The organism is Pseudomonas sp. Xaverov 83 (assembly GCF_019352905.1).
In the GTDB taxonomy this organism is placed as follows: domain Bacteria; phylum Pseudomonadota; class Gammaproteobacteria; order Pseudomonadales; family Pseudomonadaceae; genus Aquipseudomonas; species Aquipseudomonas yamanorum.
Genome location: NZ_JAAAFU010000075.1, coordinates 320512 through 346275, shown reverse-complemented (window position 1 = coordinate 346275; position 25764 = coordinate 320512). Strand labels below are relative to the sequence as shown.

Below are 25764 nucleotides of genomic sequence, written 5' to 3'. Positions count from 1 at the left end.
CGTCTATCGATTGCAGCCGGTATGCTTGGCCCGCAACCTCATGGACGCCCGCTATGACTCTTACAGAATTACGCTACATCGTTACCCTCGCCCAAGAGCAGCACTTCGGCCACGCGGCCGAGCGTTGCCACGTCAGCCAGCCGACGCTGTCGGTGGGTGTGAAGAAGCTTGAAGACGAACTCGGTGTGCTGATTTTCGAGCGCAGCAAAAGCGCCGTGCGCCTAACGCCCGTCGGCGAAGGCATCGTTGCCCAGGCCCAGAAGGTTCTGGAACAGGCCCAAAGCATTCGCGAGCTGGCCCAGGCCGGTAAAAACCAGCTGACCGCCCCGCTGAAAGTCGGCGCCATCTATACCGTCGGCCCGTACCTGTTCCCGCACTTGATTCCGCAACTGCACCGCGTCGCGCCGCAGATGCCGCTGTATATCGAAGAAAACTTCACCCACGTGCTGCGCGACAAACTGCGCAACGGCGAGCTGGACGCGATCATCATCGCCCTGCCGTTCAACGAGGCAGACGTGCTGACCCTGCCGCTCTACGATGAGCCGTTCTACGTGCTGATGCCGGCGTCCCACCCGTGGACGCAAAAGGAAACCATCGACGCCGCCCTGCTCAACGACAAGAGCCTGCTGTTGTTGGGCGAAGGCCATTGCTTCCGCGACCAGGTGCTGGAAGCCTGCCCGACCCTGACCAAAGGCAACGACGGCGCCAAGCACACCACCGTGGAGTCCAGTTCCCTGGAAACCATTCGCCATATGGTCGCGTCCGGCCTGGGCATTTCGATCCTGCCGCTGTCGGCGGTGGACAGCCATCACTACGCCCCCGGCGTGATTGCCGTGCGCCCACTGACGCCGCCGGTGCCATTCCGCACCGTGGCAATTGCCTGGCGCGCCAGCTTCCCGCGCCCGAAAGCGATTGAAATCCTCGCCGACTCGATCCGCCTGTGTTCGGTGGCCAAGCCGCCTGCTGCGAGCTAAGTAACGGTATGACTGAGCTGTCGCAGGTGTCGGTGACGGCACTCAAGGGTGTCGGGGAGGCCATGGCCGAGAAATTGGCCAAGGTCGGCCTGGAAAATCTCCAGGACGTGTTGTTCCACCTGCCCCTGCGTTACCAGGACCGTACCCGCGTGGTGCCCATCGGCCAGTTGCGCCCGGGGCAAGACGCGGTGGTTGAAGGCACCGTCAGCGGCGCCGACGTGGTGATGGGCAAGCGCCGCAGTTTGGTCGTGCGCCTGCAAGACGGCACCGGCGGCCTGAGCCTGCGCTTCTACCACTTCAGCAACGCCCAGAAGGAAGGCCTCAAGCGTGGCACCCGCGTGCGTTGCTACGGCGAAGCCCGGCCCGGCGCCTCGGGGCTGGAAATCTACCACCCGGAATACCGCGCCATTACCGGCGACGAACCGCCACCGGTGGACACCACCCTCACACCGATCTACCCGCTCACCGAAGGCCTGACCCAACAGCGCCTGCGCCAGTTGTGCATGCAAACCCTGACGATGCTCGGGCCAAAAAGCCTGCCCGACTGGCTGCCTCAGGAACTGGCGCGCGACTATCAATTGGCACCACTGGATGATGCGATCCGCTATCTGCATCACCCACCCGCCGACGCCGATGTCGACGAGCTGGCCCTCGGTCATCACTGGGCCCAGCATCGCCTGGCGTTTGAAGAACTGCTGACCCACCAACTGTCCCAGCAACGCCTGCGCGAAAGCATGCGCTCCCTGCGCGCACCGGCAATGCCCAAGGCTACACGCCTGCCCGCGCAATACCTGGCCAACCTGGGGTTTGCACCAACCGGCGCCCAGCAACGGGTCGGCAATGAAATCGCCTACGACCTGAGCCAGAAAGAACCCATGCTGCGGCTGATCCAGGGCGACGTGGGCGCGGGTAAAACCGTGGTCGCCGCCCTCGCCGCCTTGCAGGCCCTCGAAGCCGGTTATCAAGTGGCGCTGATGGCGCCCACCGAGATTCTCGCCGAACAGCACTTCATCACGTTCAAGCGCTGGCTCGAACCGCTGGGCCTGGAAGTCGCGTGGCTGGCCGGCAAGCTCAAGGGCAAGAACCGCGTAGCCGCCCTGGAACAGATCGCCGCCGGCGCCCCGATGGTGGTGGGCACCCACGCGCTGTTCCAGGACGAAGTGAAGTTCAAGAACCTGGCGCTGGTGATCATCGACGAACAACACCGCTTCGGCGTGCAGCAGCGCCTGGCCCTGCGCCAGAAAGGCGTGGGCGGCCGCATGAGCCCGCACCAGTTGATCATGACTGCCACGCCGATCCCGCGCACCCTGGCCATGAGCGCGTACGCCGACCTCGACACGTCAATCCTCGACGAACTGCCGCCGGGCCGAACGCCAGTCAACACGGTGCTGGTCACCGATACCCGCCGGGTCGAAGTGATCGAACGGGTGCGCGGTGCCTGTGCCGAAGGGCGCCAGGCGTATTGGGTGTGCACGCTGATCGAAGAGTCGGAAGAGCTGACTTGCCAGGCCGCCGAAACCACCTATGAAGACCTCACCAGTGCCCTGGGCGAACTCAAGGTCGGGCTGATCCACGGCCGCATGAAGCCGGTGGAAAAGGCCGCGGTGATGGCCGAGTTCAAGGCCGGCAATTTGCAATTGCTGGTGGCAACCACCGTTATCGAAGTCGGCGTCGATGTGCCCAACGCCAGCCTGATGATCATCGAGAACCCCGAGCGTCTCGGTCTGGCGCAACTGCACCAATTACGTGGCCGCGTCGGCCGGGGCAGCGCTGCCAGCCATTGTGTGCTGCTGTACCACCCGCCGTTGTCGCAGATTGGCCGTCAGCGCCTCGGTATCATGCGTGAGACCAACGATGGTTTCGTGATCGCCGAAAAAGACCTCGAACTGCGCGGCCCAGGCGAAATGCTTGGCACCCGCCAGACCGGCCTGCTGCAATTCAAGGTGGCCGACCTGATGCGCGATGCCGACCTGTTGCCCGCCGTGCGCGATGCCGCCCAGGCGTTGATCGAGCGCTGGCCTGAACATGTCAGCCCGCTGCTGGATCGCTGGCTCAGGCATGGGCAGCAATACGGCCAAGTGTGACGGCTGACTCACTTAGACGACCCTCACTTGTATCAAGCTGGTTATACTCCAATGACTGTAGGAAATTGGATTCAGGCCATGTCAGAAGTTGCCCTCGCCACAGCCCCACCGACCGCACCCTCGGTGATTCGGACGCTGCTTGCAAAGCTCGCTATCAGCTACACGGAAGTTGCCGAACGCCCTGGCCTGAACCCGGCACAGAAGGTTCAGGCCGTGCTGCTCGATGATGCCGTGGGTGCACTCATGGTGCTGTTTCCGCAGAACCAACTGCTGGACCTCAACCGCCTGGCCGAACTCACCGGGCGCCGCCTCACGGCCGTATCGCCGGAGCGCCTCGAGCGCATGCTCGGCAAGCACAGCCTGAGCCTGCTGCCCGGCCTGCCGCCGCTGACCAGCTCCCCATGCCTGTACGAAGAAAGCCTGTTGCGCGAGCCGACCGTGCTGGTGCACTCGGGCGAAGCCGGGCTGCTGCTGGAGATTTCCAGCGAGGCCTTCAAGAGCATGCTGACCAAGGCCAGCGCCGCGCATTTCGGCGAACCGCTGAGCAACATCCGGCCAAACCTCGATCGCCCCAACGACGACCGCGAGGAAATCACCCAGGCGATGCAGGCGTTCACCGCCCGCCGTATCCAGCAGCGCCTGGAAGCGACCATCGAGATTCCACCGCTGGCCGATACCGCGCAAAAGATCATCAAGCTGCGGGTCGACCCCAACGCCACCATCGACGACATCACCGGCGTCGTCGAAACCGACCCAGCCCTGGCCGCCCAAGTGGTGAGCTGGGCTGCGTCGCCCTACTACGCCTCGCCGGGCAAGATCCGCTCGGTGGAAGACGCCATCGTTCGCGTGCTGGGCTTTGACCTGGTGATCAACCTCGCGCTGGGCCTGGCCCTGGGCAAGACCTTGAGCCTGCCCAAGGACCACCCGCAACAGGCCACGCCGTACTGGCACCAGTCGATCTACACCGCCGCCGTCATCGAAGGCCTGACCCGCGCCATGCCCCGCGCCCAGCGCCCGGAAGCCGGCCTGACCTACCTGGCCGGCCTGCTGCACAACTTCGGCTACCTGTTGCTGGCCCACGTCTTCCCGCCGCATTTCTCGCTGATCTGCCGGCACCTGGAGGTCAATCCGCACCTGTGCCACAGCTACATCGAACAGCACCTGCTGGGCATCAGCCGCGAGCAGATTGGTGCGTGGTTGATGCGTTATTGGGACATGCCGGACGAACTGTCCACGGCCCTGCGCTTCCAGCACGATCCGACCTACGACGGCCAATATGCGGAATACCCGAACCTGGTGTGCCTGGCCGTGCGCTTGTTGCGCAGCCGTGGCATCGGCTCCGGACCGGATGAAGCCATCCCGGACGAACTGCTTGAGCGCCTGGGGCTGGCCCGGGACAAGGCAGAGGATGTGGTGAGCAAGGTGCTGGATGCGGAGACGTTGCTGCGCGAGTTGGCGTCGCAGTTCAGTCAGGGATAAATCGGGCGCCTGTGATACCGCTATCGCAGGCAAGCCAGCTCCCACACTGACCGAGTTCTACCTATAGAAACGCGGTACATGTGGGAGCTGGCTTGCCTGCGATGAATTCACCTCGGTCTTAAGCCTTCGGCTTTTTCTTCGGCTTCAAATACTTGGTCAACCCCTGGAACCAGATCACCAGCGCCGGGTTGCCCTTGATCTGGATCGACTTGTCCTGAATCCCCGTCATGAACGCCAGTTGCTTGTTCTTCGCCTGCATCGTGGCGAAGCCGTAGGCAGCGTCTTTAAAGGCGATGGCGAACGCAGGCGCGGGATGAACACCCGAACGGCTGGTAATGCGCTGGTCTTTGACGATGAAGTGACGGGCAACCTTGCCGTCGAGGGTCTGCAGCTGGAACGCCAGGTCCTTGTCACCCAACTGCTGCTGGAACGCAGGGTTGGTGCGGCTGGCTTTGCCCATCAACAGGCCAAGCATCCAGAGAAGAAAACGAAATTTCATGCACACGGCCTCAGTGTAATTATTGGGTGGCCGCAGCAGTTTAACGATTTGTGCAAATAACGCTACCGATCTCCCGTTTTAGCAGGAGATCGGTTGGCGTTTACCGCTTATAGCAACAACTTTGCTTAGACGTTAGGGCAAGGAACCGGTGCCCAGTCCGCCAGGTTTGGATCACGGCAAGTGCCTTCGATCTGCGCTTTACCGGCGCTGGCAACCTGCTTGCTTTCGGCTTGCTTGGTCTGGGCGGTCTGGATGGTTTTCTCGGTGGCTACGGCTTCTTTCGGCACGGTAGGCAGTACCGGCTTCTTCGCGACTTTTGCCGGCTTCTTGCCTTTGGCTGGCGTCACCACCTGCGTGGTATCGGCAGTCGCAACAGTGACGACGTCAGCACGTTGTACGCCCACTTGTTGCAGGTCCTGCTCGTAAGCCTGGGTGTAGTTGTTCAGGTCTTCGCTGGCCTTGCCGTTTACCGCGACGATCAGGTCGTTGGACTCTTTCAGGCCCGAGACGATTTCTGCCAGGCGCTTGCGGCCTTCGGTGTCGTTAACGGTCTTGGCCTTGCGGTCAGCCACCAGCTTGGTGAATGCGCTCTGGTAGCACTGCTGGGACGCCTTGGCGTATGCGGTGCTGCGGTCGATGTCCGAAGCGCGCTTGTTGACGTCGGTGCCGTAGGACGCGATGCGCTGGTTGTCATCGGTGATCTGCTTCTGGCGCTCGGTGTAGTAACCCGCTGCACCACCTGCCAGGGCGCCGCCCGCTGCACCGATGGCGGCGTTGCGGCCACGCTTGTCGGAATCGCCGGTCAGGGCGCCCAGCAAGGCACCACCGGCCGCACCGATTGCAGCGCCGGTGACGACCGACTTGGTCAGGTCCGAATCGGTAGCGCGCAGGTGCTGCACCGGCTCGTAGCAGTTCGGGTAGTACTCGACCTTGGTGGTCGAGGAGACCTTGGAGGTCGGCGACGTTGCACAACCGGTCAGCACGGTGCTGAAACCAGCAGCGATCAACAGCAGATGACGCTTGGAAACTGCCTTACGGGAAAAAATCATCGTTGTGTTCTCTTTTAAGTTTGACTTGCCCAGCACGGCCCATCGCCGCCTGAGTCCCTTCCAAGCTCGCCATACAACCAGCGGTCAAGACCGCTGACCGCTCGCTGCGAGCAATTCCTTCAAAATCGTCGCCGGGTCGGCCCGCTGTTGCTTGCGGTAGTTGCCCACATGGCGAACGAATAACGTCGCACGCGTCACCAGGCTCTTGCCCAGTACCGGCTTGCGATCCAACTCTTCCTTGATCCGTTGAAACTGCGCCTGGATCACCGCATCGGTGTAGCGCGTGCCGGTGGCCAGGTTGTCGATGTAGATCGCCACCGCGCCGTCCAGCGCACTGCGCCCATTGGTGATCGCCGTGGCGAACAGCTGCGCGCTGGCTTCGTCCTTGGCGTCGATGGCCTGCTGGCGGCTCTTCTGCAAATTGATCAGGCGGATGTTGTAGTTGTTGATGGTCTCGGCCACCAGGGCCGCAGACTGAATCAGGTTCCCGGCCGCTTCTTCGCGCTGCTGGGCGATCAGCGAGACGTTGCGCTTGAGCTCTTCGTTGACCAGCCCGAGTTCGGCTTGCAGGCGCGGGTCGACGCTGGCGGCGATGATGCTGTCCAGGCGCTTGGTCGGGTCCTGGGCGTCGTCGATGGCGTCGGTCAGCGAGGCCAGGCGGCCTTCTTTCTGCCACTGGGCGAACAGTTCCTTGTAGCGCGAACGCGGCGCCGACAAGGCGCCAATCGCCACGCGAAAGCCGGTGGTCTCGTTGCTTTGTTCGGTGCCGTCGGCGGCGAACAACGGATACTCGCGACGCATGCCGGTGAACAGCGTGCCCTCGCCTTCCAGGTAGTTGCCGCCCTTGACCACGAACCCGCCATAGGTGCCCTGACGACGCCCGGCGTGCACCAGTTGGAAGGATTCCTGGACCATTTCCGCCGCGTTGCCGATCACATCGAACATGCCGATCGGGTTGGGCAACTTGGTGCCGATGGGCATCAACCGCGCCGCTTGGCCGGTGCCACCGGCGACTTGGTTGAACACCGCATAATCGGCGAGCGGGCCGTCGCTTTCGCTGCCCTCGGTGCGCCGTGGGAACAGCCGGCCTTCCAGGTCCTGACGGCTGACCGCCTGGCCGCCGCGTGCGGCGAACTCCCACTCCACTTCGGTAGGCAGGCGCACAAAGCCCAAGCCGCCGTCATCTGCCGAAGCACCGCGACCACTCACCGGCAACAGCTCGCGGTGGTATTTCATCAACCAGGCGCTGTACACCGCCGAGAAGCGTTCCGCCTCAAAACGCGACAGCTTGACCTTGGGCAGGCGCGCCGCCATGCCGGTGGGAACGTCACAGGCCGGGGCGGGTTCGCCGCTGGCCAGGGATTGCGCCTGGGACATGACCTGCGCGTATTGCCGCGCGGTGACTTCGTACTTGCCGATGAAGTACAGCATCGGCTTGAGCGGGGTCTTGGCGTCGGTCTTGGGCATCAACGGCGCGATGACTTTGTTCCAGTCCTTAGGCAGGTCCTTGAGGGTGAACTGGCCGTTGATAAAGTCCCGGCGATAACCGGAAATGAACGACTGCTGGTAGCCCGCCTCGCCCTCGCTGAACGGGTAGCCGAGGCTGATCTCGCGGTCATCCAGGGTGCCCTGGGCCAGCACGTAGGCGTAGCGGAACACCATGTTGCCTTCGCAGGGCAGCGGCAGGCTGACGTCATCCGGCAACGGCTTGGGGTTGTCCAGCTTGTCGCTGGCCTCATCGGCCCAGGCCACGCAGGACAGGGTCAGCGCCACGGCGGCGCCCAGTAACTTATACATCTCTGATTCCTTCAGAAGCCTGGATACGCGCCACACGCCAACCGCCACAGGCCGCCGCCACGGCGCTGACGCCAAGGACAGCTGCCAAGGACAGGCCGTAATGACGCGCCAGCAGATGACTGGCGTACTCGCCTGGCACCTGCACGAATAATTGATTCAGACCTGACTGCGCCAGGCCATACAACACGCCACTCAATACAGCGGCAAAACCCGCGCTGTAGAGCGCCTGCAACACCACGAACAGCAACAGCCCGGCGGTGGAAAACCCCAACAGCCGCAACACCGACAACTCCCGGCGCTTGCGTGCAACCGACGCCAGCGCACCGGCAAAGATCGCCGCAAACGCGCCCGCCAACGCCAGCCCGGCAATGATCCAGAACACGATCGACAGGTTGCGGCTCAACGACTGCACCTGGGCGATGGTCTGGGCCTGGGTCGACACCAGCAGATTCTGTCCGGCGAAATACACCCGCAGCGGTTCCACATCCATCAGGCGCCGAGCATACAAGCGGAACGCCGGGTATACCCGCTGCTCGCTCACACCCACCGCATCGCCGTCCCAGCCAAACGCTGGCACCGCGCGGCCATCGCGATAATCTTCCGCCGCTTCCAGCAAGCCCAAGGGCGCAAACAGTCCATCCCGAGCGAAGGCTTCCAGCGGCAATACGTGCAGCACCTGGACCCGAGTGCGCTGCGACTCGAACCGCCCCGCCACTTGGCGACCAAAACTGGCCTCCAGCCAATCACCGGCCTTCGCCCCGAGCTTCTCGGCGGCGGTGTGGCTCAGCACGATCTGATCCAGGCCCTTGGGCATCGGCATGCCGGCCAGCAATGGATCGTTGTCGGCGGTCGGCAGCATCTCCACGGTCACTGCGCCCAACTGCGCCGTCGCTGCAATCTGCCGGGTGCGCGGCAAGGCGAACGCCACGTCATTGCGCTGGCTCAGTTGCTCGACAAATTCACTGCTGAATCGACCACCGCCCAACGGAATAATTTCCCGGGTGGCCGGGTCGTTTTCCAAACGTTCGGTCAAACTGCTAACCAGTCCATATTTCAAGCCAAATAACACCAGCAGCGGGGCGATCACCGCCACCAGCGCGAGCACCGAACACACCGACAGCCACGCGTCGTTGCGGTAATCCTGCCAGGCCAGGGAAGCCACCAGCGCGATACGCATCAGCAGGCCTCCCCGAGGGTCGCGGTGACGCCGCCGTCGGTGTCGCGACGGCAACTGATGCGCCGTACCTGCAGGCCACTGGCCCGGGCCAGGGGTTCGTCATGGGTGGCGATCACGCAGCACGCGCCGTTATTCCGGGCCTGGGCCAACAGTGCCTGCATCACCCGTTCGGCGTTCAACGGGTCGAGCGCAGCGGTGGGTTCATCCGCCAGCAACAGCTGCGGACCGTGGGCCAGTGCCCTCGCGCAGCTGACTCGCTGACGCTGGCCGACGGACAACGCCGCCGGCTTCTTATCCAACTGATCCGTGATCTCCAACTGCTCGGCCAGCCGCGCCACGCTGCCATCGTCCTTCAACCCCAGGAGTTGCCGCGACAACGCAATGTTGCCGCGCACATCGAGAAAACCCAGCAGGCCACCGGTTTGCAGCACATAACCCAAGTGCCGACTGCGCAGGTCCGCCAGCGCGCTTTGCTGGTCGCCGCGCCAGAGTCCGGCGATGTCGACACGGTTGAGCTCGAACTGCCCGACCTGATCCGGCGCCAATACCAGCGCGAGCAAATCCAGCAACGTGCTCTTGCCACAGCCGCTCGGCCCAACCACCGCCAACTGTTCACCCGCACGCAGTTGCAGGCCCGGAATCACCAGGCTATAGCGCTGGGCACCAACGCCCCGGCTCTTGTGCACTGCGCTCAAGTTCAGCATTACGGCAGCGTCGACAGCGGCACGCGGTACAACGCATCACCCGGCTCGGCATCGCCGAAACGGACCCAATTCGCCACGTCATTGTGGAAGGTTTCGTAGAGGCGGATCTTCGAATCCAGCTCGTCGATAAAGTCTTCCTGCTCGGCCACGCTCAACGACAGCCACAAGTCCTGGGTCATGTTCAGCGACTTGCTGCGGTACGGCAGGCCTTCGAGGTATTCGCCAAGAATGCCGCCGTCCGCCAGGTTGCCGCCTTTTTTCAAGGCCTGTGGGTCGCGGCTCATATAGGCCGAGGCGCTGGCGATTTCCTGGAAGAAATCCTTCGGTGAGGTCTGGGTTTTACGCGCGGCGTCGACGATCAGCTTCAAGGATTGCTGCAAATCGTTGAGCTGCAATTTGGTCAGCATCACGCACACCTGGAAGGCCGGCAGCGCGGTGTTGGTCAGGTCGCGGTCGGCAGTCCAGGCGCTCACCAGTTGCGGCGCCTGGCTCGCGGTTTTGCGCCCGAGGAAATCCATGTGCATCGCATAGCCAACGGCTGCAGACTTGTCCGCCAATGTAGGCGCGGCACTGAGCAGCGGCACCGGCTGCGGCGTGTTACTGCGCACCTGATGCACCAGGTTGGCGAACACCGTACCGATCTCGTCGACCCGCTCGCCGAACTTGCGCACATCGCCACCGGGCACCGGCGTGTACAGGTCGCCGATCTGCGGGTTGGCGTCGGCGGTGAGTGTGCGGTACTGGGTTTCGGCGCCGCTGTGGGTTTTCTTGCCGGCGTCGGTGCGCAGGTGCAAAGCGTAGATCTTGATCTGCTTGCCCAATGCAGCCTGGCGTACTTCGGCTTCGTTCATCTGGGTGGTGGCGAACGGGTCGTTCTTGCGCAACGCACCGGCGTCAGTCACCAGCAGGATCAGGCGCCCGCCGTAGCCGGACCAGTCCATGCCCTCCACCGCCTGCATCACACCGGCGAACGCATCTTCGTTGAACGAGTGGCTGGATACAGTGGACGCCTTCACCTGCCGGGCCATGTCGAGGAAGCGTTGCGGGTCGCGGCCCTGGTCGAGGGTGATCAGGGTCTTGGCCACGTATTCCAGGCCCGGGGTTTTCTTGATGCTGTTGCGAAAACCCACCAGCCCAAAGCTCACACTGTCCAGCTCGCCACGCTCGGCGATGCGGGTTTGCAGCTCGTGGACCACGTCGCGAACCTGGTCGATGTAGGGCTGCATCGACACCGTGGTGTCGACCACCAGCACCACGGCGGTGCGAAAGGCGTCGGCGTTGGCATCGGTCACCGGCGTTCGGCCGACAGCCTTGGCGATGACATTAGGCGTGTTGCCCGGGTCGATGGAGGCAACGTTGAGCAACTGCACCGGCTGGCCGTTTTCGTCGAAGCTCTCTTTGGAGTCGAAGATCGGCAGCAGGTAGAACTGGTTCTGCGGGACGGCGCTGGCGCTGGGTTCCAGGGCCAGCACTTGCTGATTGTCCTCGCTGTTTTTCTGCACCTTGAGCAGCAGGTTTTTCGCCGCCGCAGGATCGGCCAGCAACTTTTCCACTTCTGAGGATTGGCGCAGGAACATCACCGGCGCCCGGCCCGAACGCTCGGTGAACTTGAGCACAAGGCTCTGCTTCCAGTCGCTGACTTGCGCCGCCGGCAACCAGCCGTCGCTGCGCCCGTCGGTGGCGGCGCCAACCCGCAGCCATGGGCTGCCGTCGACATCCTTGCGCTGGTAGACGTAAAGCACGGAAAACGCCGGCAAACCTTCGCCTGCCGCGCCGCCCGCGTCACTCGACAGTTTTGCGCCGGGCTTGCTCAGTACCCGTTGGAACAGGGTTTTCTTGCCAGCCATCAGTAACGGGCGCTGGCCACCATCGGCCTGCGCCGCCACAGGTTGCGCGGCAGGCGGCGTGGCAGTCGGCGTGGAGGTCTTGGCCGCCTCGACAACCGGCGGCGCGGCGGGCGCATCATCTTTCAACCACCAGTAACTCGCGCCCCCAATCGCCAGCGCCACCGCCACGGCAACCGCTGCCAACGCCAGCACCGGCCCACGGTTTTGTTCGGACACGGCGGAGTGTTGCGTCGGCGTCACCACCGGTTGACGCACCGGTTGCGGCTGCGGTTTGTCGGTCGGGATTTCGATGGAGACCGGCGTGAGTCCGGCCAGGTCATTCGAGATCGCCACCGGAATCGGCAGAGGCCGAATCAACGTCGCCTCAGCCTCGGTCTCCTTCGGCAACTGATCCAACGCCCGCAACAACGCCGCCGCATCCGGGAAGCGTTCCGCCGGATCCTTGGCCAGTAGCTTGCGCAGCACCTCCTGGTAGCGCCCGTGATGCACCGGCAACTCCGGCAGCGGTTCAGTCAGGTGCGCCAGCGCAGTGGAAAGCGCATCGGTGCCGTTGTAAGGCAGCTTGCCCACGAGGATTTCGTAGAGCACCACGCCCAACGCATACAGGTCGGCGCGCCCATCAATCTCCTGGCCCCGGGCCTGCTCCGGGCTCATGTAGCTCGGCGTGCCGACGGCAAATCCGGCCTGGGTGAACTGCGTGCGGTCATCCAGGGACTTGGCGATACCAAAGTCCGACAACACCGCCGTGCCATCCGCGCGGAACAGAATGTTCGCCGGCTTCACGTCACGGTGGACCAGGCCCTGGGCGTGGGCATAACCCAGCGCCGACGCGATCTGGCGGATATACGTCAGCCCCTGCTCCGGCGTCAGGCCGGCGGCGATGCGCTCCTTGAGCGTGCCGTTGGGCAGGTATTCCATAGCCATGTAATACAGCTCACCGACATTGCCGATGTCATGGATGGTCACGGTATGCGGGTGGGACAGGCGCGCCAGAGTCTTGCCTTCGCGCAGGAAGCGTTCGCAGAAGCTCGGATCGGCCGCCAGCGCTGCCGCCATGATCTTCAGCGCCACCTTGCGCTCCAGGGAACGCTGGGTCGCCAGGTACACGCTGGCCATGGCACCAACGCCGATTTCGCCTTCGATGTCGTAGCCGGGAATGCTGATGTTCATGTCGACACCTTCACGACAATGGCGGTGATGTTGTCCGGCGCGCCGCGATTGAGCCCCAGGTGCACCAGGCTGCGGACGATTTCATCCGGCTCGGCATGGCTCAGCACTTCGCGGATCTCGTGGTCTTCGACGGTCTTGTTCAGGCCGTCGCTGCACAGCAGGTAACTGTCGCCGGGGGCGATCAACAGGTCGACCGACGACAACGCCAACTGTGCTTCCACGCCAATCGCGCGGGTGACGATATTCGCCCGTGGATGCACTCGGGCATCGGCTTCGCTGAGCAGGCCACTGTCCTGCAAGTCCTGCACGTAGCTGTGGTCGCGGGAAATGCCTTCCAGCACGCCGTCCCGCAGGCGATACAGTCGGCTGTCGCCGGCCCACAAGCACACGCCGCGCAAGCCGCGAGTGGCGAGCAACACCACGGTGCTGCCCATCATCGTCACGCCACGGTGGGCGGTTTCTTCGCGCACCGCGCCGTTGACTCGCAGCAGGTCGCTGCGCAACGCCGCCGTGTATTCCTCAAGGGAACGGCCCACAGGAATGCTGCGCAAGCTGTCGACAATCAGGCTGCTGACGTAATCCCCTGCCGCGTGCCCGCCCATGCCGTCGGCCACCACCCACAGGCCGTTTTCCGGCAGGTCGAGACAGGCGTCTTCATTGACTTGGCGAACCATGCCGACGTGGCTTTTGCTGGCGGATTTGAACGTGGACCGCATCTACACAACACCTTCTTGGCCAAGCAAAAATTGCGCAAAATCGTCGGCGGCAGGCAGGCCCTGACACCGCAATAAACCGGGGGAAATCTGTTGCGAACCACGGCCCCACCACAGGCTTGCACCTTCGCAGGCCTGTTCGGCAAGCGCAGTCATTCGCGCTTGCGGGTCTGTGGCAGCGACGCGTTGCAGGCCGGCAAATCGGCTACCCAAGGTGCGTGGGCGGCAGGCCGGAGCACCGAGGGACTCAATCCCGTCGCTGAAACCTTCGAAAGTGGCCCCGGCATCCAGGGTGCTCAACAGCAGCTCTTCCACTTGCTCAAACCAGGCATCCGGCCCGCCGATGATGGAGGCCGGGTCGGTGTCATGATCCAACAGCGCAGCCACCGTCAGCGGGAAATAGCGCCCCACCCGGTCGATGCTCGGCATCACCACGCCCACCGCCGCGTCCGGCCCGCACACACCCGGTGCCAACACAAAGCGCCACAGCGGGCTGACCAGGTAAGCGTTCAACCAGTCAGCCCCCAGGCGGGTCTGGCTGGCGAGCAATCCGGACGCCAGCCAGCTGTCCCAAGGACCGATAAAACTCTGGGGCAGCGCACGGCTGACAAAGTCGCCGCGGCACGCCAATTTGCCGTAGAAACCCAGCGTGGTCATAGACGCTCCGGCAGGCTGAAGCCGTTAAGCACGCGACTCTTGAACGGGTTGAAGGCGCTGTTGGCCCGCAACTCGTAGGAGATGCTCGCGCCGTCGACCCGCAGGCGCAGGTTGAAACGGTCCGGTGAATTACCGGCGGTCAGGTCCGATTGCTCCAGCAACCGGAACCACGCCCACGGGCCGTCCAGCGTCACGCCGGAGCGTCCGCTGGCTGACGGCGGCATGATGGAAATGCGCACCACACCAATGCTGCCGGGATTCGGCCACTGCATCGCAACCGGGCGGCTCGGGCCGTGGTCGTAGCTCAGTTGCTGGCCGTCCAGGTCCAACAGGAACTGGGTGATGGTCGCGTCCATCGCCACCGGCTTGAGTTCAAAGCGCACGATCGGCTGGGTGCCACCGGCGCGGAAAAACGCGTCACGAATGGTCGCCGCCCGCTGGAAGGTTTGCAGCACGCCCGGCGCGATGCCGAGTTTCTGCGCCGCGCCCGGCTGCCAGCGCCAGGTTTGGGTGGAGGTGTCGACGTAAGGTTGCAGGTACTTGCGGAAGTAATTGTCCATCACCCCGCCCACCCCAAAGAACTGCCCGAAATCATCCAGGGTCGCGTCCCGCGCACTGCCGGGCGACATCGGATAGCGCCCGGCCAGGGACTGGCGGTACACGTTCACCACTTCGCTGACCCACGCCGCATTCAGCTGGTTACGCACCCCGCCCATCATGCTGTTGGTGGTGGAGTTGACCACCGACTTGACCATGCCCTGCACCAGCGGCGGCTGGCGTTCGGCATTCAAGCTGACCCGCGTGGCCGCAGCCGCCGCCTGGTTTTTCGCTTCGCCGAGTAATGCATCGCCACTGGCGCCGACCATGGCGCTGACCTGCACATACAGCGCATTCATGTCCGCCAGCAGGCCATCAATGGCCGCTGGTTCGCCTTCGTTCTTGCTGACGATGCTATTGAGTTCGGCGAAGTGCGCCGTCACCGGATCTTCACTGGCCGCTGGTGCATTTGCAGTTGGTTGGTCCTGGCCGAGCAAGCCGCCGAGGCGTTCCTTGAGCTTGTCCACGCCACCTTCCACCGGTGCGCCCTTGGCGGCCAGCAGGCGTTCTTCCGCCTGCAGGTCTGTCTCCTTGGAGACCGCCACCAGCAGCTTCTTCAGCGGCGAGGTCGGCCCGGAAATCACCCGCAAAACGTCGGCCGCCTGGGCCACGCTGGTAATCGGCACAAAGTCGATGTCAGCCAGCAAGGCGTCCCACTGGCGTTGATAGTCCTGGAAGTACAGGCGGCGCACGTCGGCTGCGAGGCTGACCACGTTCTGTTGATCCGCCGGCTCGCGGCCCAGCACCCATTGCTCTTCAGCGAGGGTGCCGGTCTGGTTCAGGCTGGTCAGCAGGAAGCCCTGGCGATAACCCTTGGCGGTGAAGAAGCCGCTCAACGGCTCACCCAACGGCTTGCCACTTTTGCGACTGAACACCAGCGCGGCATCACGGCCCGCCGCTTCGTTGATGCGAAAGTCCGGCACGCCTTCCGGCAGTTTCTGGCGCTTGATCCGGTCGTAGACGCGCTGGGCCACCGGCAGTTGCTGCAGTTGCCGGCGCAGGTCGTCAATCAAGCGCGGGTCCAGCCGGGCGCTGGGTGGGTGCCGCTCGAACAAGGCCTGCAAGTGTCCGATCAATGCCTGGCGCTGATCCGCCGGCAGGTCCCGTGGCAGGTTGCGGTCCCAGTCCAGGGCGATCCAGGCCTTGATGAAGTCCGGGTCGTAATGCTCGCTGTCGGCGAGCATCAGGTAGGCCTTCAAGCCTTCGTAGAGGAAGTCGGAATTGCCGCCGCCGTGCAGTTGCTCTTCGATGCGCGTCACCAAACGGGGCGCGAACACGGCGATCAACAGCTTGCGGTAGACGCTGGCGGATTCGGCTTCGAGCATGTCGCCCTGATACAGGCCCAAGCCTTCGGACCAGCTCGGCGAGTCGCCCGCCAGGTTCTTCACGGCGTTGAGCAACGGCAATACCGCGAGCACTTCGCGTTGCGCCGGGCTCAGGTTCTGCACGGTCTGGCCCAGCGGTGCGACCTTCTGGTCAACCTGGGCGATGTAGGCCTGGTTGGCGCGATAACTCACCCACCACAGCGTACTGACCACCAGCACCAACGCCACGGTTGCGGCCAACACGCCACGGGCAATCCACTTGCGACGGCGCTCGACCTTCGGATTGACGCCCACCAGGCCACGCTCGGCAAACGCCACGGCGGTGAACAGTTTTTCGATGAAGTAGCTACGCCCGGTGCCGGTCTGACGCGCCAGGTGCTGGCGGTCCAGGTTCATGCTCTGGGCCATGGCGCCGATCAAGCGGTCAATCGGGCTGCCCTCCTGGGTGCCGCTGGTGAAGTACACGCCGCGCAGCAAAACCCGCTCTTCAAAGGCGTTGGGTTTGAACACGCCTTCAAGGAAGCCTTGCAGACAATCCTTCAATGCGCCGAACTGCTGCGGGAAGCCGTAGATCAGGTCGCGCCGCGCCGGGTCGCGTTCCTGTTGCAGGCGCTCCACCAGGCGCTCGTTGAGGCGCTGTTCCAGGCCGGCGAACTCGCTTTGCAGATGGGCCAGCGGGCTGTCGCTGTTCTTGCCGTCGTCCAGGGCGAAGGTCATGCCCCACACCTGGGCGCGCTCTTCCTTGCTCAGGTTGTCGAAGAACTCCATGAAGCCCGGTACCAGGTCGAGCTTGGTGAGCATCAGGTAGATCGGGAAGCGCACGCCCAGCTGGGTGTACAGCTCCTGGATGCGCAGGCGGATCGCGGCGGCATGGGCGGCACGCTCGGCATCGCTGCCCAGCAGCAGGTCCGAGAGGCTGATGGCGATAAACGCACCATCAATAGGGCGCCGGGAACGCTGCTTTTTTAGCAGGTCGAGAAAGCCCAGCCAGGCGGCTTTATCCACCGTGGAGTTGCTGTCCTGGGTGGTGTAGCGGCCGGCGGTGTCGAGCAATACGGCCTGGTCGGTAAACCACCAATCGCAATTGCGCGTACCGCCCACGCCCCGTACCGCACCGGCACCCAACTGCGCCGCCAAGGGAAAGTGCAGCCCGGAATTGACCAGCGCGGTGGTCTTGCCCGAGCCCGGTGGGCCGATGATCACATACCACGGCAGTTCATACAGGTTGCGGCGCTCGTCACCGCCCAGCTTGGCCTTTTTCAACAGGGCCAGGGCTTCGTCCATGCGCTGGCGCAGGGTCGCCAGCTCTTCGGCGGTGGCAACGCTGGCCGGGTCTGGCGGGGTTTCTGCGGCGAGGCTGCGCATCACTTCGGCGGCCTGGCGGCGGGCCTGGATAATCCGGAACACGCGGTAGGCAATCCACACCGCGAACACCAGGATGATCAGCGCCCAGCGGCGTCCTTCCGGCACCAGCACATCGAGCAGCGGCCCCACGAACCAGATGATCAGGCTCAAGGCGATCAGGCCCAGCAACGGGATCACCCAGCGAATCACAAAACTGAAAAACGCCTTCACTCGACCCCCTCCGCCAATACGGTGATTTCTACCCGGCGATTGCGCGCACGGCCTTCAGCAGTGGCGTTGGTCGCCACGGGCTCGGTGTCGCTACGGCCCTCGGCACTGAAGCGTTCCGCCTGGCCGGTCTTGGCCGCGAGAATCTCCAGCACCGACTTGGCCCGCGCCTCGGACAGCGCCCAGTTGGACGGGAACCGCAGGGTCGCAATCGGACGGTTATCACTGTGGCCGGTGACTCGCACCTGGCCCTTGACCTTGCGGATGGCGTCGGCAATGCGCAGCATCAGTGGCTGGAAGTCATCGACGATGCTGGAGCTGGCCGAGGCGAACAGTTCATCGCCACGGATAGTCACCACGGAGCGGTCGACAGCATCTTCCACCGCCACGCGACCGGCCTTGATGTCTTCCACCAGGAAGCCCGCCAGGCGTGGCCGCTCGATGATTTTCGGCTGTGCGACCGGACGGTCGATGGCCTGCACCGGGATCTCGCCCAGGGCATGAATATTCTTGAACACCGGCTCGGCATCCGACGCCAGTTTCATCCGCAATCCGAACAGCAACGCCAGCAACAATGCCACGCCGATGGCCACGGCGATCCACGGCGGCATGAACTGCGCCAGGCGATCACGAGCCACGGTTACGCCGCGCCAATGGGGCGACAGCTCGCGCTCATGTTCGCCACGGGCACTGCGAATCGCCGCCGCGGTACGCTCGCGCAAGGCTTCCAGCTGGCTACGGCCGTCGTTCATCACGCGGTAGCGACCTTCGAAACCCAGGCACAGGCACAGGTACAGCAGTTCCAGCAGGTACAGACGTTCCCGTGGGCTTTGCAGGCAGTGATCCAGCAATTGGAAGACCTTTTCGCCGCCCCAGGCTTCGTTGTGCACGGTGATCAGCAGGCTCTGCTTGCCCCAGTCACTGGCACTGCCCCACGGCGTACTCAGCACGGCTTCATCGAGGGCGGTGCACAGCGCGTAACGCGCCAGCAGCACGTCATTGCGGGCCACGCCGGCAGCCTCGGCACGCTCTTCAAACTGGCGCAGGTAGGCCAGCAATTGTGCGCGCAGGCTCGACGGCGCCGGGTGCGAAATCGTGTTGCGCAAGCGCGTCAGCAGCGACAGCAACGGGCCGGCGGCGCTTTCCAGCGGGTTCAGGCCCTGGGCCTTGCCGGTCAGGATGGGCGCGGCAGGCATCGACAGCGGCGCCGGCTCTGCGCGAACCGGCTCCGGTGCGCGTCCACCCGGGCGCGGCATGAACTGGGTGCGGTCATCATCATTGGGATGCATCGCGGATTATCCTCGGATGGCCCAGAAAGCCAGGTTCAACCCCGGGAACTGGCCGGCGATGTGGAACGCAAAGCCGCCGGAATTACTCAGTTGCTGCCAGTGCTCGCTGCCCCGGTCCAGCTCGTAATAGGTGCTGCCTGCGTGGTACGGAATCTGCCGTGGCGCCACCGGCAGCGGCAGCAGGCCGATGCCCGGCAGTTGCAGGTTGACCAGGTCGCGGATGTGTTCCACCGAGCCGACTTTGCTTTGCTGGCCGAAACGCGCGCGCAGGGTTTCGCCCGGCACATCGGCACGCACCACCAAGATGAAACTGGCGCTGTCGATCAGGGTTTTGTCGGCCAGCATCGCCACGTGCACGCCGTAGGCTTTCTCGACAATCGGGATCGGCGTGGCCTTGCTGTCGATCAGCATCGACAGTGCTTCACGCAGCGCCTGCATCACCGGGGTGAAGCTCAGGGCCAGGTCGTCGTGCTGGTATTGCGGGTATTCCTGGGGGCGGCGGCCAGTGGTGGAGAAGGTCGAGAACTCGCCGGCCAGGCTCACCAGCTCACTGAAGAAACGCTCCGGGTGCAGCGGGCTCAACTGGCTCAGGTGCTGGATCAGCGGCTGGGCGCGGTTGACCAGTTGCAGCAGCATGAAGTCGGCAATTTCCGAAGCACCACCGGCGCCCGAAGCCACCACGCGCCCGGCCAACGCTTCGCCGCGCTGGTGCAGCAGGCCCAGCAGTTCGCTGCGAAACGCGGTCAGCGGTTTGCTGGCGGCCACGTCGAGTACCGGCGGGATGTAGCTGTCGTCCAGCACCAGGGCACGGTCGGCGCGTTTTTCCTTGATGCGCACCAGGCCGATGGCCGCGTAATCGCTGATGCCATCCTGGGCCGTCAACAGCCGCAGCGCACGAGAACCGACCGCCACCGGCGCACGGTTTTCAAAGGGCGCGTTGTCGTCGCGCACTTCGCGCACCTGGCTGACGTAGCGCGCCGCTTCCAGGGCTTCGCCTTCGTCGACGGTGTCGCGGGCGCCGGCACGCTTGAGGGGCAGCGCCAGGTAGACCAGGCCATCACGCAGGTGGTCGTCGATGTTCAAGGGGCTCGGCGCCAGGTCGTCCTGCGGAATATTGAACGGCGTGCCGTCGGGCAACAAACCGCGCGCCGAGACGATCGCCAGCTTGCCCTGGGCCAGCAGACCCTGGTCAATCAACAGTTCGGAGAAGCCCCAGGCCCCTGCCGACAACGGGCGGCTGCGCGCATCGATCAGGTTTTCCAGGTAACGGTCATGCTGCTGGAAGTGCTGCGTTCCGATGAACATGCCTTCCGACCAGACCACGCGATTGTTCCAGGACATGGGGGCTCCGATTCTTATTGGGCAGGGCTGGATGGGGGAACCACGACGTCGGCACGCACGGCATGCACATCGAGGCTGATCTGGTATTCGGTGTATTGGCGCGCCGGCACGTTAAGCACGGTGCGCCACACGGCGCGATCCAGTTCGCGATAGCCCACCAGCAGGCCAATCTGGCGGGTGGACGGGTCGAGGTCGCGCTGGATGCTCAATTGCTGGCCGGGCTGGATCACCACTTCGTCCTGGTCGAGCAGGTCGAGGCCGAGGGTCGACTGGGCGCGATCGGCCAAGGCGAAGTAGTCGGAACGGCTGAAGGTGGCGGCGTTTTTCAGTTCGAAAATCCGCACCCGTACCGGGGCTGCCTGGCCATTGGCACCGGGGTTGAGCCCGGCGATGGCGTGGAAATGCAGCTCGACGGCGGCGGTGTCTGCCTCAGCCTCGGGGGCTTCGGGTTTGGCCGCGTCCTTGGCACACGCCGTCAGCAGAAGCGCGGTGGCGGCTGCGAGTAAAAACCTGGGAATCATCCTGCGTCCTCAATGACGTACTTAGCTATCCGTCGTTCCATGTACTGCGTTGTTAGTGACGCTGTCGGCTGCTGTGCTCTTCGTAGGCACGGCTGAACTCACGCCCGAACAGGTCCTGGAAATCTTCCTGGGCCTCGCGGGAAATATTGCTGTAGAGCTCGGTGAATTGCTGCCAGTACTGGGCCTGGCGCGAACCGTTGAAAATGCTCGACAGCCCGCCGGGCTTGCCCATGCGCTCTTCGAGCTGCGCCGGCTCAAAGCGCGTCAGCAGGTGCTTGATGGCGGCTTCGACCCCGGCCATGACGGCCAGTTGGTGAGCGCGCAGATCGTCGAAACTGTCGCGAACCGCCACGTCCGGCGCCATAAACGCTTGGTTGCTGTGACGAAGGAGCAGCAGTAACGCTTCATCGGCGTTGGGAGCGAATTTCAACGGATTGTTTTCCACCGGTTGAATCACCGTCTGTTGCATGCGGAACTCGCCCTTGAGGCTGCTGCGGGCACGCAGTACGTCGATCAGGCCTTCGACCATCAACCGGTAGCTGCGGCCGATGCTTTCCATTTGGGCTTCGGCCTGGGCCTTGTCCAGGCGCAACTGATCGAGGCCGGCACCGCGCAGGAAGGCTTGCAGCAAATCGGGTTGGTTGGCGTCAGCCACCGGGAGCGGCTGCTCAACCTTGGGCGGCTCGATGATCGGTGTTGGAGCAGGTAGTGGCGGCGGCGCAACAGGCTTGGGTGCCGGGGCATCGCCAAACAAATCCCAGTCGTCGGGAATGATTGAGCCCGAGGCTACCGGCGCAGGCGGTTCAGCCACGGGCAGCGGTGTGGGCGGGCGGAAGTCGTGTAGCTCGGCCGGCACGTGATCATGCACGGTAGCCGGCGGGACGCTGGTGGGTGCGAGGAAGTCGAACAGATCCGGCAGGGTGTCCATCGACGAGGCGCCCTGGAACTGCGGCGCGATCACCGGTTGTGGCGTCGGGGCCTTCACGGCGGCGCCCATCAGGGCTTCGAAACTGTTGGAGGCATCACCAGTGAAAGACGGGGTGTCTGTCACTTTCAGGTTGAAATCGATACGTGCCTGGATTTCGTAATCACCGATGCGGATCAGTTCACCGTCTTGCAATGGCTCACTGTTTCCCCGGCGCAAACGGATGCCGGCGTTGACTAACTCAACACCGTTAGTGCTGTTATCGGTTAAATAATAACGACCATCTTTGTATTGAATAACGCAATGCTGCGTGGAAACCAGGCGCTCGGGATCAGGCAGTATCCAGTCATTTTCGGGACCACGGCCAATAGCCATCGCGCCCTGATTCATGGACTTTTCAGGGCACTGGCCAGGGGTAATCTTGTGATAACTAGTGATAGTCAAACACAGCGACATCATGCCTCCTTGCTGATACTTCACGCGCGGCCGTTCCCTGGGAGAACTGCTCCCGAGGGATCCACGACAGATCCTTCCAAAACCTTGAAAGCCTGCTTCAACCCGCGTAATTGCTGATCTTAACCGGCCTGTATGACAAAAATCCTGCCTCGGCACCTGCTTCGACTGATCAGTCGCGCAGGATGTTAAGCACCGCACATCTGTCATAGAGGGCGAATAGCTTACCTTGACAAGGCATAAGTACTACACCAAAAATGCACAACTTCTTGAACACCAATGATGGCACTTTGAAATCAGCACGATGTCAAAGCGCTAAATATGACCAAGAAAACATGCAAAGTTCCTCGCGCAACTAATGCATGAGTTGCCCGTTATCTAACGGGCTGATAGGGAGATCGAATTTAGTGGATGTGCCTCTGTTGCTCGCCGCCGTTTCCGCGACTTCGCCTTGTGGCGAAGACTTGGAATATGACGCCGATTATTTGCATCTTGAGCGTGCCGCACAGGGTCAACCCGAGCGCAGCATGGGCGACTCGATCCTGCCTGCCGAACCTCCGGAATGGCGCAGCATCCAGCAGCAAAGCCTCGACCTCCTGCAACGCAGCAAAGACCTGCGCATCACCCATTTCCTGTTGCAAAGCGCCCTCGCCCTCCAAGGCATCACGGGGCTTGCCGACGCGCTCACGTTGATCAACGCGCTGCTGCGCGAATACTGGGCCGACCTGCATCCGCGCCTGGATGCCGATGACGACAACGACCCCACCGTGCGCATCAACGCCCTCAGCGGCGTGACCAGCGACGCGAACATCCGCCTGCTGCGCGAAGCCATTCTGACCCGTTCGCGTACCTTCGGCCCCGTCAGCCTGCGCGCTGCGCTGAATGCCAGCGGGCTGCAGAGTTTCCCCGGCGAAAGCCTCGGCGCCGAACAGCTCAACGGCGCGTTCCTCGACAGTGATGCCGAGCAACTGCAGGCCACCCACGACGCGCTGAACGCCGCCCGCGCCGCCTGTGAAGCCATCGAACAATACGTCAGCGATCAGGTCGGTTCCGCCCAGGGCGTGGACCTCGGCCCCTTGAGGCAACTGCTCAAGCAGGCCGTGCAGATACTCAACCAATACGCCCCATACAGCGGCGCCGCCAGCGAGCCCGAGGTTGTCAGTGACGACAATGCCCCCTCGGTTGAATACGCCGCCGCGCCCGTTGCCGCACGCCCGACCGGGGACATCGCGAGCCGCGATGAAGTGCTGCGCAGCCTCGACAAAATCCTTGCGTACTACACCCGCCACGAGCCTTCGAGCCCGCTGCCGGTGCTGTTGAACCGAGCGAAGAATCTGGTGCACGCCGACTTTGCGGCCATCGTGCGCAACCTGATTCCCGACGGCATGTCCCAATTTGAAAATCTGCGCGGGCCGGACAGCGAATAAGCGTACGGATCGCGCAGTTACAACACCGTCGCTCAAGCGACCAGGAGCAGCAACGTGGCGAAGCAAAGTTCTCAGAAATTCATCGCGCGCAACCGTGCGCCTCGGGTGCAGATCGAGTACGACGTCGAGCTCTACGGCGCCGAGAAAAAGGTCCAGCTGCCCTTCGTCATGGGCGTGATGGCCGATCTCGCCGGCAAGCCCGCGGAGCCTCTGGCGCCTGTGGCCGACCGCAAGTTCCTTGAAGTGGACGTCGACAACTTCGACTCGCGCCTCAAGGCCATGCAGCCACGCGTCGCGTTCCACGTACCCAACGAGCTGACCGGCGAAGGCAACCTGAGCCTGGACATCACCTTCGAAAGCATGGACGACTTCAGCCCCGCTGCCGTGGCACGCAAGGTCGACTCGCTGAACAAGCTGCTCGAAGCCCGCACGCAGCTGGCCAACCTGCTGACCTACATGGACGGCAAGACCGGCGCTGAAGAAATCATCATGAAAGCGATCAAGGACCCGGCATTGCTGCAGGCCCTTGCGAGCGCGCCGAAGCCGGCAGGGGACCAGTAATCATGACCGAGAATACCGCCCGCGAAGGCGCCCAGAACCTGGGCGCTACCGAAGAAACCAGCGAGTTCGCGTCGCTGCTGCTGCAAGAATTCAAACCCAAGACCGAGCGTGCTCGCGAAGCCGTGGAAACCGCCGTGCGCACCCTGGCCGAGCAGGCACTGGCCCAGACGGACCTGGTGTCCAACGACGCGATCAAGTCGATCGAATCGATCATCGCCGCCATCGACGCCAAGCTCACCGCCCAGGTCAACCAGATCATCCATCACCAGGATTTCCAGCAACTGGAAAGCGCCTGGCGTGGCCTGCACTACCTGGTGAACAACACCGAGAGCGATGAGCAACTGAAGATTCGCGTGCTCAACATCTCCAAGCCGGACCTGCACAAGACCCTGAAGAAATTCAAGGGCACCGCGTGGGACCAGAGCCCGATCTTCAAGAAGATGTACGAAGAAGAATACGGCCAGTTCGGCGGCGAACCTTACGGCTGCCTGGTAGGCGACTACTACTTCGACCAGTCGCCTCCCGACGTGGAGCTGCTGGGGGAGCTGTCGAAAGTCTGCGCCGCCATGCACGCCCCGTTCATCGCTGCGGCATCGCCGACCGTGATGGGCATGGGCTCGTGGCAGGAACTGTCGAACCCGCGCGACCTGACCAAGATCTTCACCACCCCGGAATACGCCGGCTGGCGCTCCCTGCGTGAATCGGAAGACTCGCGCTACATCGGCCTGACCATGCCGCGCTTCCTGGCGCGCCTGCCGTATGGCGCCAAGACCGACCCGGTGGAAGCCTTCGCCTTCGAAGAAAACACCGACGGTGCCGACAGCTCCAAGTACACCTGGGCCAACGCGGCCTACGCGATGGCGGTGAACATCAACCGTTCGTTCAAACACTTCGGCTGGTGCTCGCGCATCCGTGGCGTGGAGTCTGGCGGTGAAGTCGAGAACCTGCCGGCCCACACCTTCCCGACCGATGACGGCGGTGTGGACATGAAGTGCCCGACCGAAATCGCCATCAGCGACCGCCGTGAAGCGGAACTGGCGAAGAACGGTTTCATGCCGCTGCTGCACAAGAAAAACACCGACTTTGCCGCCTTCATCGGCGCCCAGTCGTTGCAGAAACCGGCCGAATACGATGACCCGGACGCCACCGCCAACGCCAACCTGGCCGCGCGCCTGCCGTACCTGTTCGCCACCTGCCGTTTCGCTCACTACTTGAAGTGCATCGTGCGCGACAAGATCGGTTCCTTCAAAGAGAAGGACGAGATGCAGCGCTGGTTGCAGGACTGGATCCTCAACTACGTGGACGGCGACCCGGCGCACTCCACCGAAACCACCAAGGCCCAGCATCCATTGGCGGCTGCCGAAGTGATCGTGGAAGACGTTGAAGGCAACCCGGGGTACTACAACTCTCGGTTCTACCTGCGCCCGCACTACCAGCTTGAAGGGCTGACCGTGTCGCTGCGCCTGGTATCGAAACTGCCTTCGGCGAAAGGCGCGTAATAAAGATCCGCCGGGATCGGGCTTTTTGTGGGAGCCGGGCTTGCCCGCGATGCAGGCGACGCGGTCTGTCAGTCAGACCGCAGTGATGCCATCGCGGGCAAGCC

The 25764-nt window shown here is 63.4% G+C and carries 19 protein-coding genes; 6 read left to right on the top strand and 13 right to left on the bottom strand.

Annotated features, from left to right (window positions below):
* Nucleotides 1-53: 53 nt before the first annotated feature.
* The 3 genes from K0H47_RS22785 to K0H47_RS22775 all read left to right on the top strand — a co-directional run bounded on the left by K0H47_RS22785 (nucleotide 54) and on the right by K0H47_RS22775 (nucleotide 4537).
* Nucleotides 54-974, top strand: a complete 921-nt coding sequence (locus K0H47_RS22785) for a hydrogen peroxide-inducible genes activator (protein ID WP_017476716.1) — start codon at nucleotides 54-56, stop codon at nucleotides 972-974.
* 8 nt (nucleotides 975-982) lie between these two features.
* A complete protein-coding gene (recG, locus tag K0H47_RS22780; protein ID WP_017476717.1) occupies nucleotides 983-3058 on the top strand; it encodes an ATP-dependent DNA helicase RecG in 2076 nt (691 codons plus the stop codon).
* Nucleotides 3059-3136: 78 nt separating this feature from the next.
* Nucleotides 3137-4537 (top strand): aminoacyl-tRNA deacylase and HDOD domain-containing protein, encoded by a 1401-nt coding sequence (locus K0H47_RS22775; RefSeq protein WP_177025222.1) that lies wholly within the window; start codon nucleotides 3137-3139, stop codon nucleotides 4535-4537.
* 118 nt (nucleotides 4538-4655) lie between these two features.
* Here K0H47_RS22775 and K0H47_RS22770 read toward each other — a convergent pair whose 3' ends face one another.
* The 13 genes from K0H47_RS22770 to tagH form a co-directional block, all read right to left on the bottom strand.
* The gene (locus K0H47_RS22770; RefSeq protein WP_010168229.1) at nucleotides 4656-5036 is read right to left on the bottom strand and encodes a hypothetical protein; all 381 of its coding nucleotides are present in this window, start codon (nucleotides 5034-5036) and stop codon (nucleotides 4656-4658) included.
* A gap of 125 nt (nucleotides 5037-5161) precedes the next feature.
* On the bottom strand, nucleotides 5162-6085 hold the full coding sequence (tagQ, locus tag K0H47_RS22765) for a type VI secretion system-associated lipoprotein TagQ (protein ID WP_219273703.1): 924 nt from the start codon (nucleotides 6083-6085) through the stop codon (nucleotides 5162-5164).
* 84 nt (nucleotides 6086-6169) lie between these two features.
* Nucleotides 6170-7882 (bottom strand): SUMF1/EgtB/PvdO family nonheme iron enzyme, encoded by a 1713-nt coding sequence (locus K0H47_RS22760; protein ID WP_063033839.1) that lies wholly within the window; start codon nucleotides 7880-7882, stop codon nucleotides 6170-6172.
* Nucleotides 7875-9059, bottom strand: coding sequence for an ABC transporter permease (locus tag K0H47_RS22755; protein WP_219273701.1), 1185 nt, complete (start codon nucleotides 9057-9059; stop codon nucleotides 7875-7877). Before K0H47_RS22755 ends, K0H47_RS22760 begins: the two co-directional genes overlap by 8 nt.
* Nucleotides 9059-9763, bottom strand: a complete 705-nt coding sequence (locus tag K0H47_RS22750) for an ABC transporter ATP-binding protein (protein ID WP_017476722.1) — start codon at nucleotides 9761-9763, stop codon at nucleotides 9059-9061. Before K0H47_RS22750 ends, K0H47_RS22755 begins: the two co-directional genes overlap by 1 nt.
* Nucleotides 9763-12780 (bottom strand): serine/threonine-protein kinase, encoded by a 3018-nt coding sequence (locus tag K0H47_RS22745; protein WP_219273699.1) that lies wholly within the window; start codon nucleotides 12778-12780, stop codon nucleotides 9763-9765. The genes K0H47_RS22750 and K0H47_RS22745 overlap by 1 nt, the downstream gene beginning before the upstream one ends.
* Nucleotides 12777-13496, bottom strand: coding sequence for a PP2C family serine/threonine-protein phosphatase (locus K0H47_RS22740; RefSeq protein WP_008439456.1), 720 nt, complete (start codon nucleotides 13494-13496; stop codon nucleotides 12777-12779). The genes K0H47_RS22745 and K0H47_RS22740 overlap by 4 nt, the downstream gene beginning before the upstream one ends.
* Complete coding sequence (tagF, locus tag K0H47_RS22735) at nucleotides 13497-14150, bottom strand: type VI secretion system-associated protein TagF (protein ID WP_063033835.1); 654 nt, start codon at nucleotides 14148-14150, stop codon at nucleotides 13497-13499.
* The gene (gene tssM / locus K0H47_RS22730; protein WP_093203647.1) at nucleotides 14147-17647 is read right to left on the bottom strand and encodes a type VI secretion system membrane subunit TssM; all 3501 of its coding nucleotides are present in this window, start codon (nucleotides 17645-17647) and stop codon (nucleotides 14147-14149) included. The genes tagF and tssM overlap by 4 nt, the downstream gene beginning before the upstream one ends.
* Complete coding sequence (locus K0H47_RS22725; protein ID WP_063033833.1) at nucleotides 17644-18933, bottom strand: DotU family type VI secretion system protein; 1290 nt, start codon at nucleotides 18931-18933, stop codon at nucleotides 17644-17646. Before K0H47_RS22725 ends, tssM begins: the two co-directional genes overlap by 4 nt.
* A 6-nt stretch (nucleotides 18934-18939) precedes the next feature.
* The gene (tssK, locus tag K0H47_RS22720; protein WP_076013173.1) at nucleotides 18940-20274 is read right to left on the bottom strand and encodes a type VI secretion system baseplate subunit TssK; all 1335 of its coding nucleotides are present in this window, start codon (nucleotides 20272-20274) and stop codon (nucleotides 18940-18942) included.
* Between the two features lie 14 nt (nucleotides 20275-20288).
* Nucleotides 20289-20795, bottom strand: coding sequence for a type VI secretion system lipoprotein TssJ (gene tssJ / locus K0H47_RS22715; RefSeq protein WP_063033831.1), 507 nt, complete (start codon nucleotides 20793-20795; stop codon nucleotides 20289-20291).
* Between the two features lie 52 nt (nucleotides 20796-20847).
* Entirely contained in the window at nucleotides 20848-22176 is a 1329-nt protein-coding gene (gene tagH, locus K0H47_RS22710; protein ID WP_219273697.1) for a type VI secretion system-associated FHA domain protein TagH, read from the bottom strand.
* A 404-nt stretch (nucleotides 22177-22580) separates the two neighbouring features.
* On the opposite strand from tagH, the gene tssA reads away from it, so the two are divergent.
* The 3 genes from tssA to tssC are packed head-to-tail and all read left to right on the top strand — an operon-like array spanning nucleotide 22581 to nucleotide 25660.
* Entirely contained in the window at nucleotides 22581-23600 is a 1020-nt protein-coding gene (gene tssA, locus K0H47_RS22705; RefSeq protein WP_219273695.1) for a type VI secretion system protein TssA, read from the top strand.
* 54 nt (nucleotides 23601-23654) lie between these two features.
* Nucleotides 23655-24161, top strand: coding sequence for a type VI secretion system contractile sheath small subunit (tssB, locus tag K0H47_RS22700; protein WP_010168268.1), 507 nt, complete (start codon nucleotides 23655-23657; stop codon nucleotides 24159-24161).
* A 2-nt stretch (nucleotides 24162-24163) separates the two neighbouring features.
* Nucleotides 24164-25660, top strand: coding sequence for a type VI secretion system contractile sheath large subunit (tssC, locus tag K0H47_RS22695; RefSeq protein ID WP_017476732.1), 1497 nt, complete (start codon nucleotides 24164-24166; stop codon nucleotides 25658-25660).
* Nucleotides 25661-25764 lie beyond the last annotated feature (104 nt).

Coding starts and splice junctions, on each gene's coding strand:
- K0H47_RS22785 (WP_017476716.1), top strand. CDS start 54: ATGACTCTTACAGAATTACGCTACATCGTTACCCTCGCCCAAGAGCAG.
- recG (WP_017476717.1), top strand. CDS start 983: ATGACTGAGCTGTCGCAGGTGTCGGTGACGGCACTCAAGGGTGTCGGG.
- K0H47_RS22775 (WP_177025222.1), top strand. CDS start 3,137: ATGTCAGAAGTTGCCCTCGCCACAGCCCCACCGACCGCACCCTCGGTG.
- K0H47_RS22770 (WP_010168229.1), bottom strand. CDS start 5,036: ATGAAATTTCGTTTTCTTCTCTGGATGCTTGGCCTGTTGATGGGCAAA.
- tagQ (WP_219273703.1), bottom strand. CDS start 6,085: ATGATTTTTTCCCGTAAGGCAGTTTCCAAGCGTCATCTGCTGTTGATC.
- K0H47_RS22760 (WP_063033839.1), bottom strand. CDS start 7,882: ATGTATAAGTTACTGGGCGCCGCCGTGGCGCTGACCCTGTCCTGCGTG.
- K0H47_RS22755 (WP_219273701.1), bottom strand. CDS start 9,059: ATGCGTATCGCGCTGGTGGCTTCCCTGGCCTGGCAGGATTACCGCAAC.
- K0H47_RS22750 (WP_017476722.1), bottom strand. CDS start 9,763: ATGCTGAACTTGAGCGCAGTGCACAAGAGCCGGGGCGTTGGTGCCCAG.
- K0H47_RS22745 (WP_219273699.1), bottom strand. CDS start 12,780: ATGAACATCAGCATTCCCGGCTACGACATCGAAGGCGAAATCGGCGTT.
- K0H47_RS22740 (WP_008439456.1), bottom strand. CDS start 13,496: ATGCGGTCCACGTTCAAATCCGCCAGCAAAAGCCACGTCGGCATGGTT.
- tagF (WP_063033835.1), bottom strand. CDS start 14,150: ATGACCACGCTGGGTTTCTACGGCAAATTGGCGTGCCGCGGCGACTTT.
- K0H47_RS22725 (WP_063033833.1), bottom strand. CDS start 18,933: ATGCATCCCAATGATGATGACCGCACCCAGTTCATGCCGCGCCCGGGT.
- tssK (WP_076013173.1), bottom strand. CDS start 20,274: ATGTCCTGGAACAATCGCGTGGTCTGGTCGGAAGGCATGTTCATCGGA.
- tssJ (WP_063033831.1), bottom strand. CDS start 20,795: ATGATTCCCAGGTTTTTACTCGCAGCCGCCACCGCGCTTCTGCTGACG.
- tagH (WP_219273697.1), bottom strand. CDS start 22,176: ATGTCGCTGTGTTTGACTATCACTAGTTATCACAAGATTACCCCTGGC.
- tssC (WP_017476732.1), top strand. CDS start 24,164: ATGACCGAGAATACCGCCCGCGAAGGCGCCCAGAACCTGGGCGCTACC.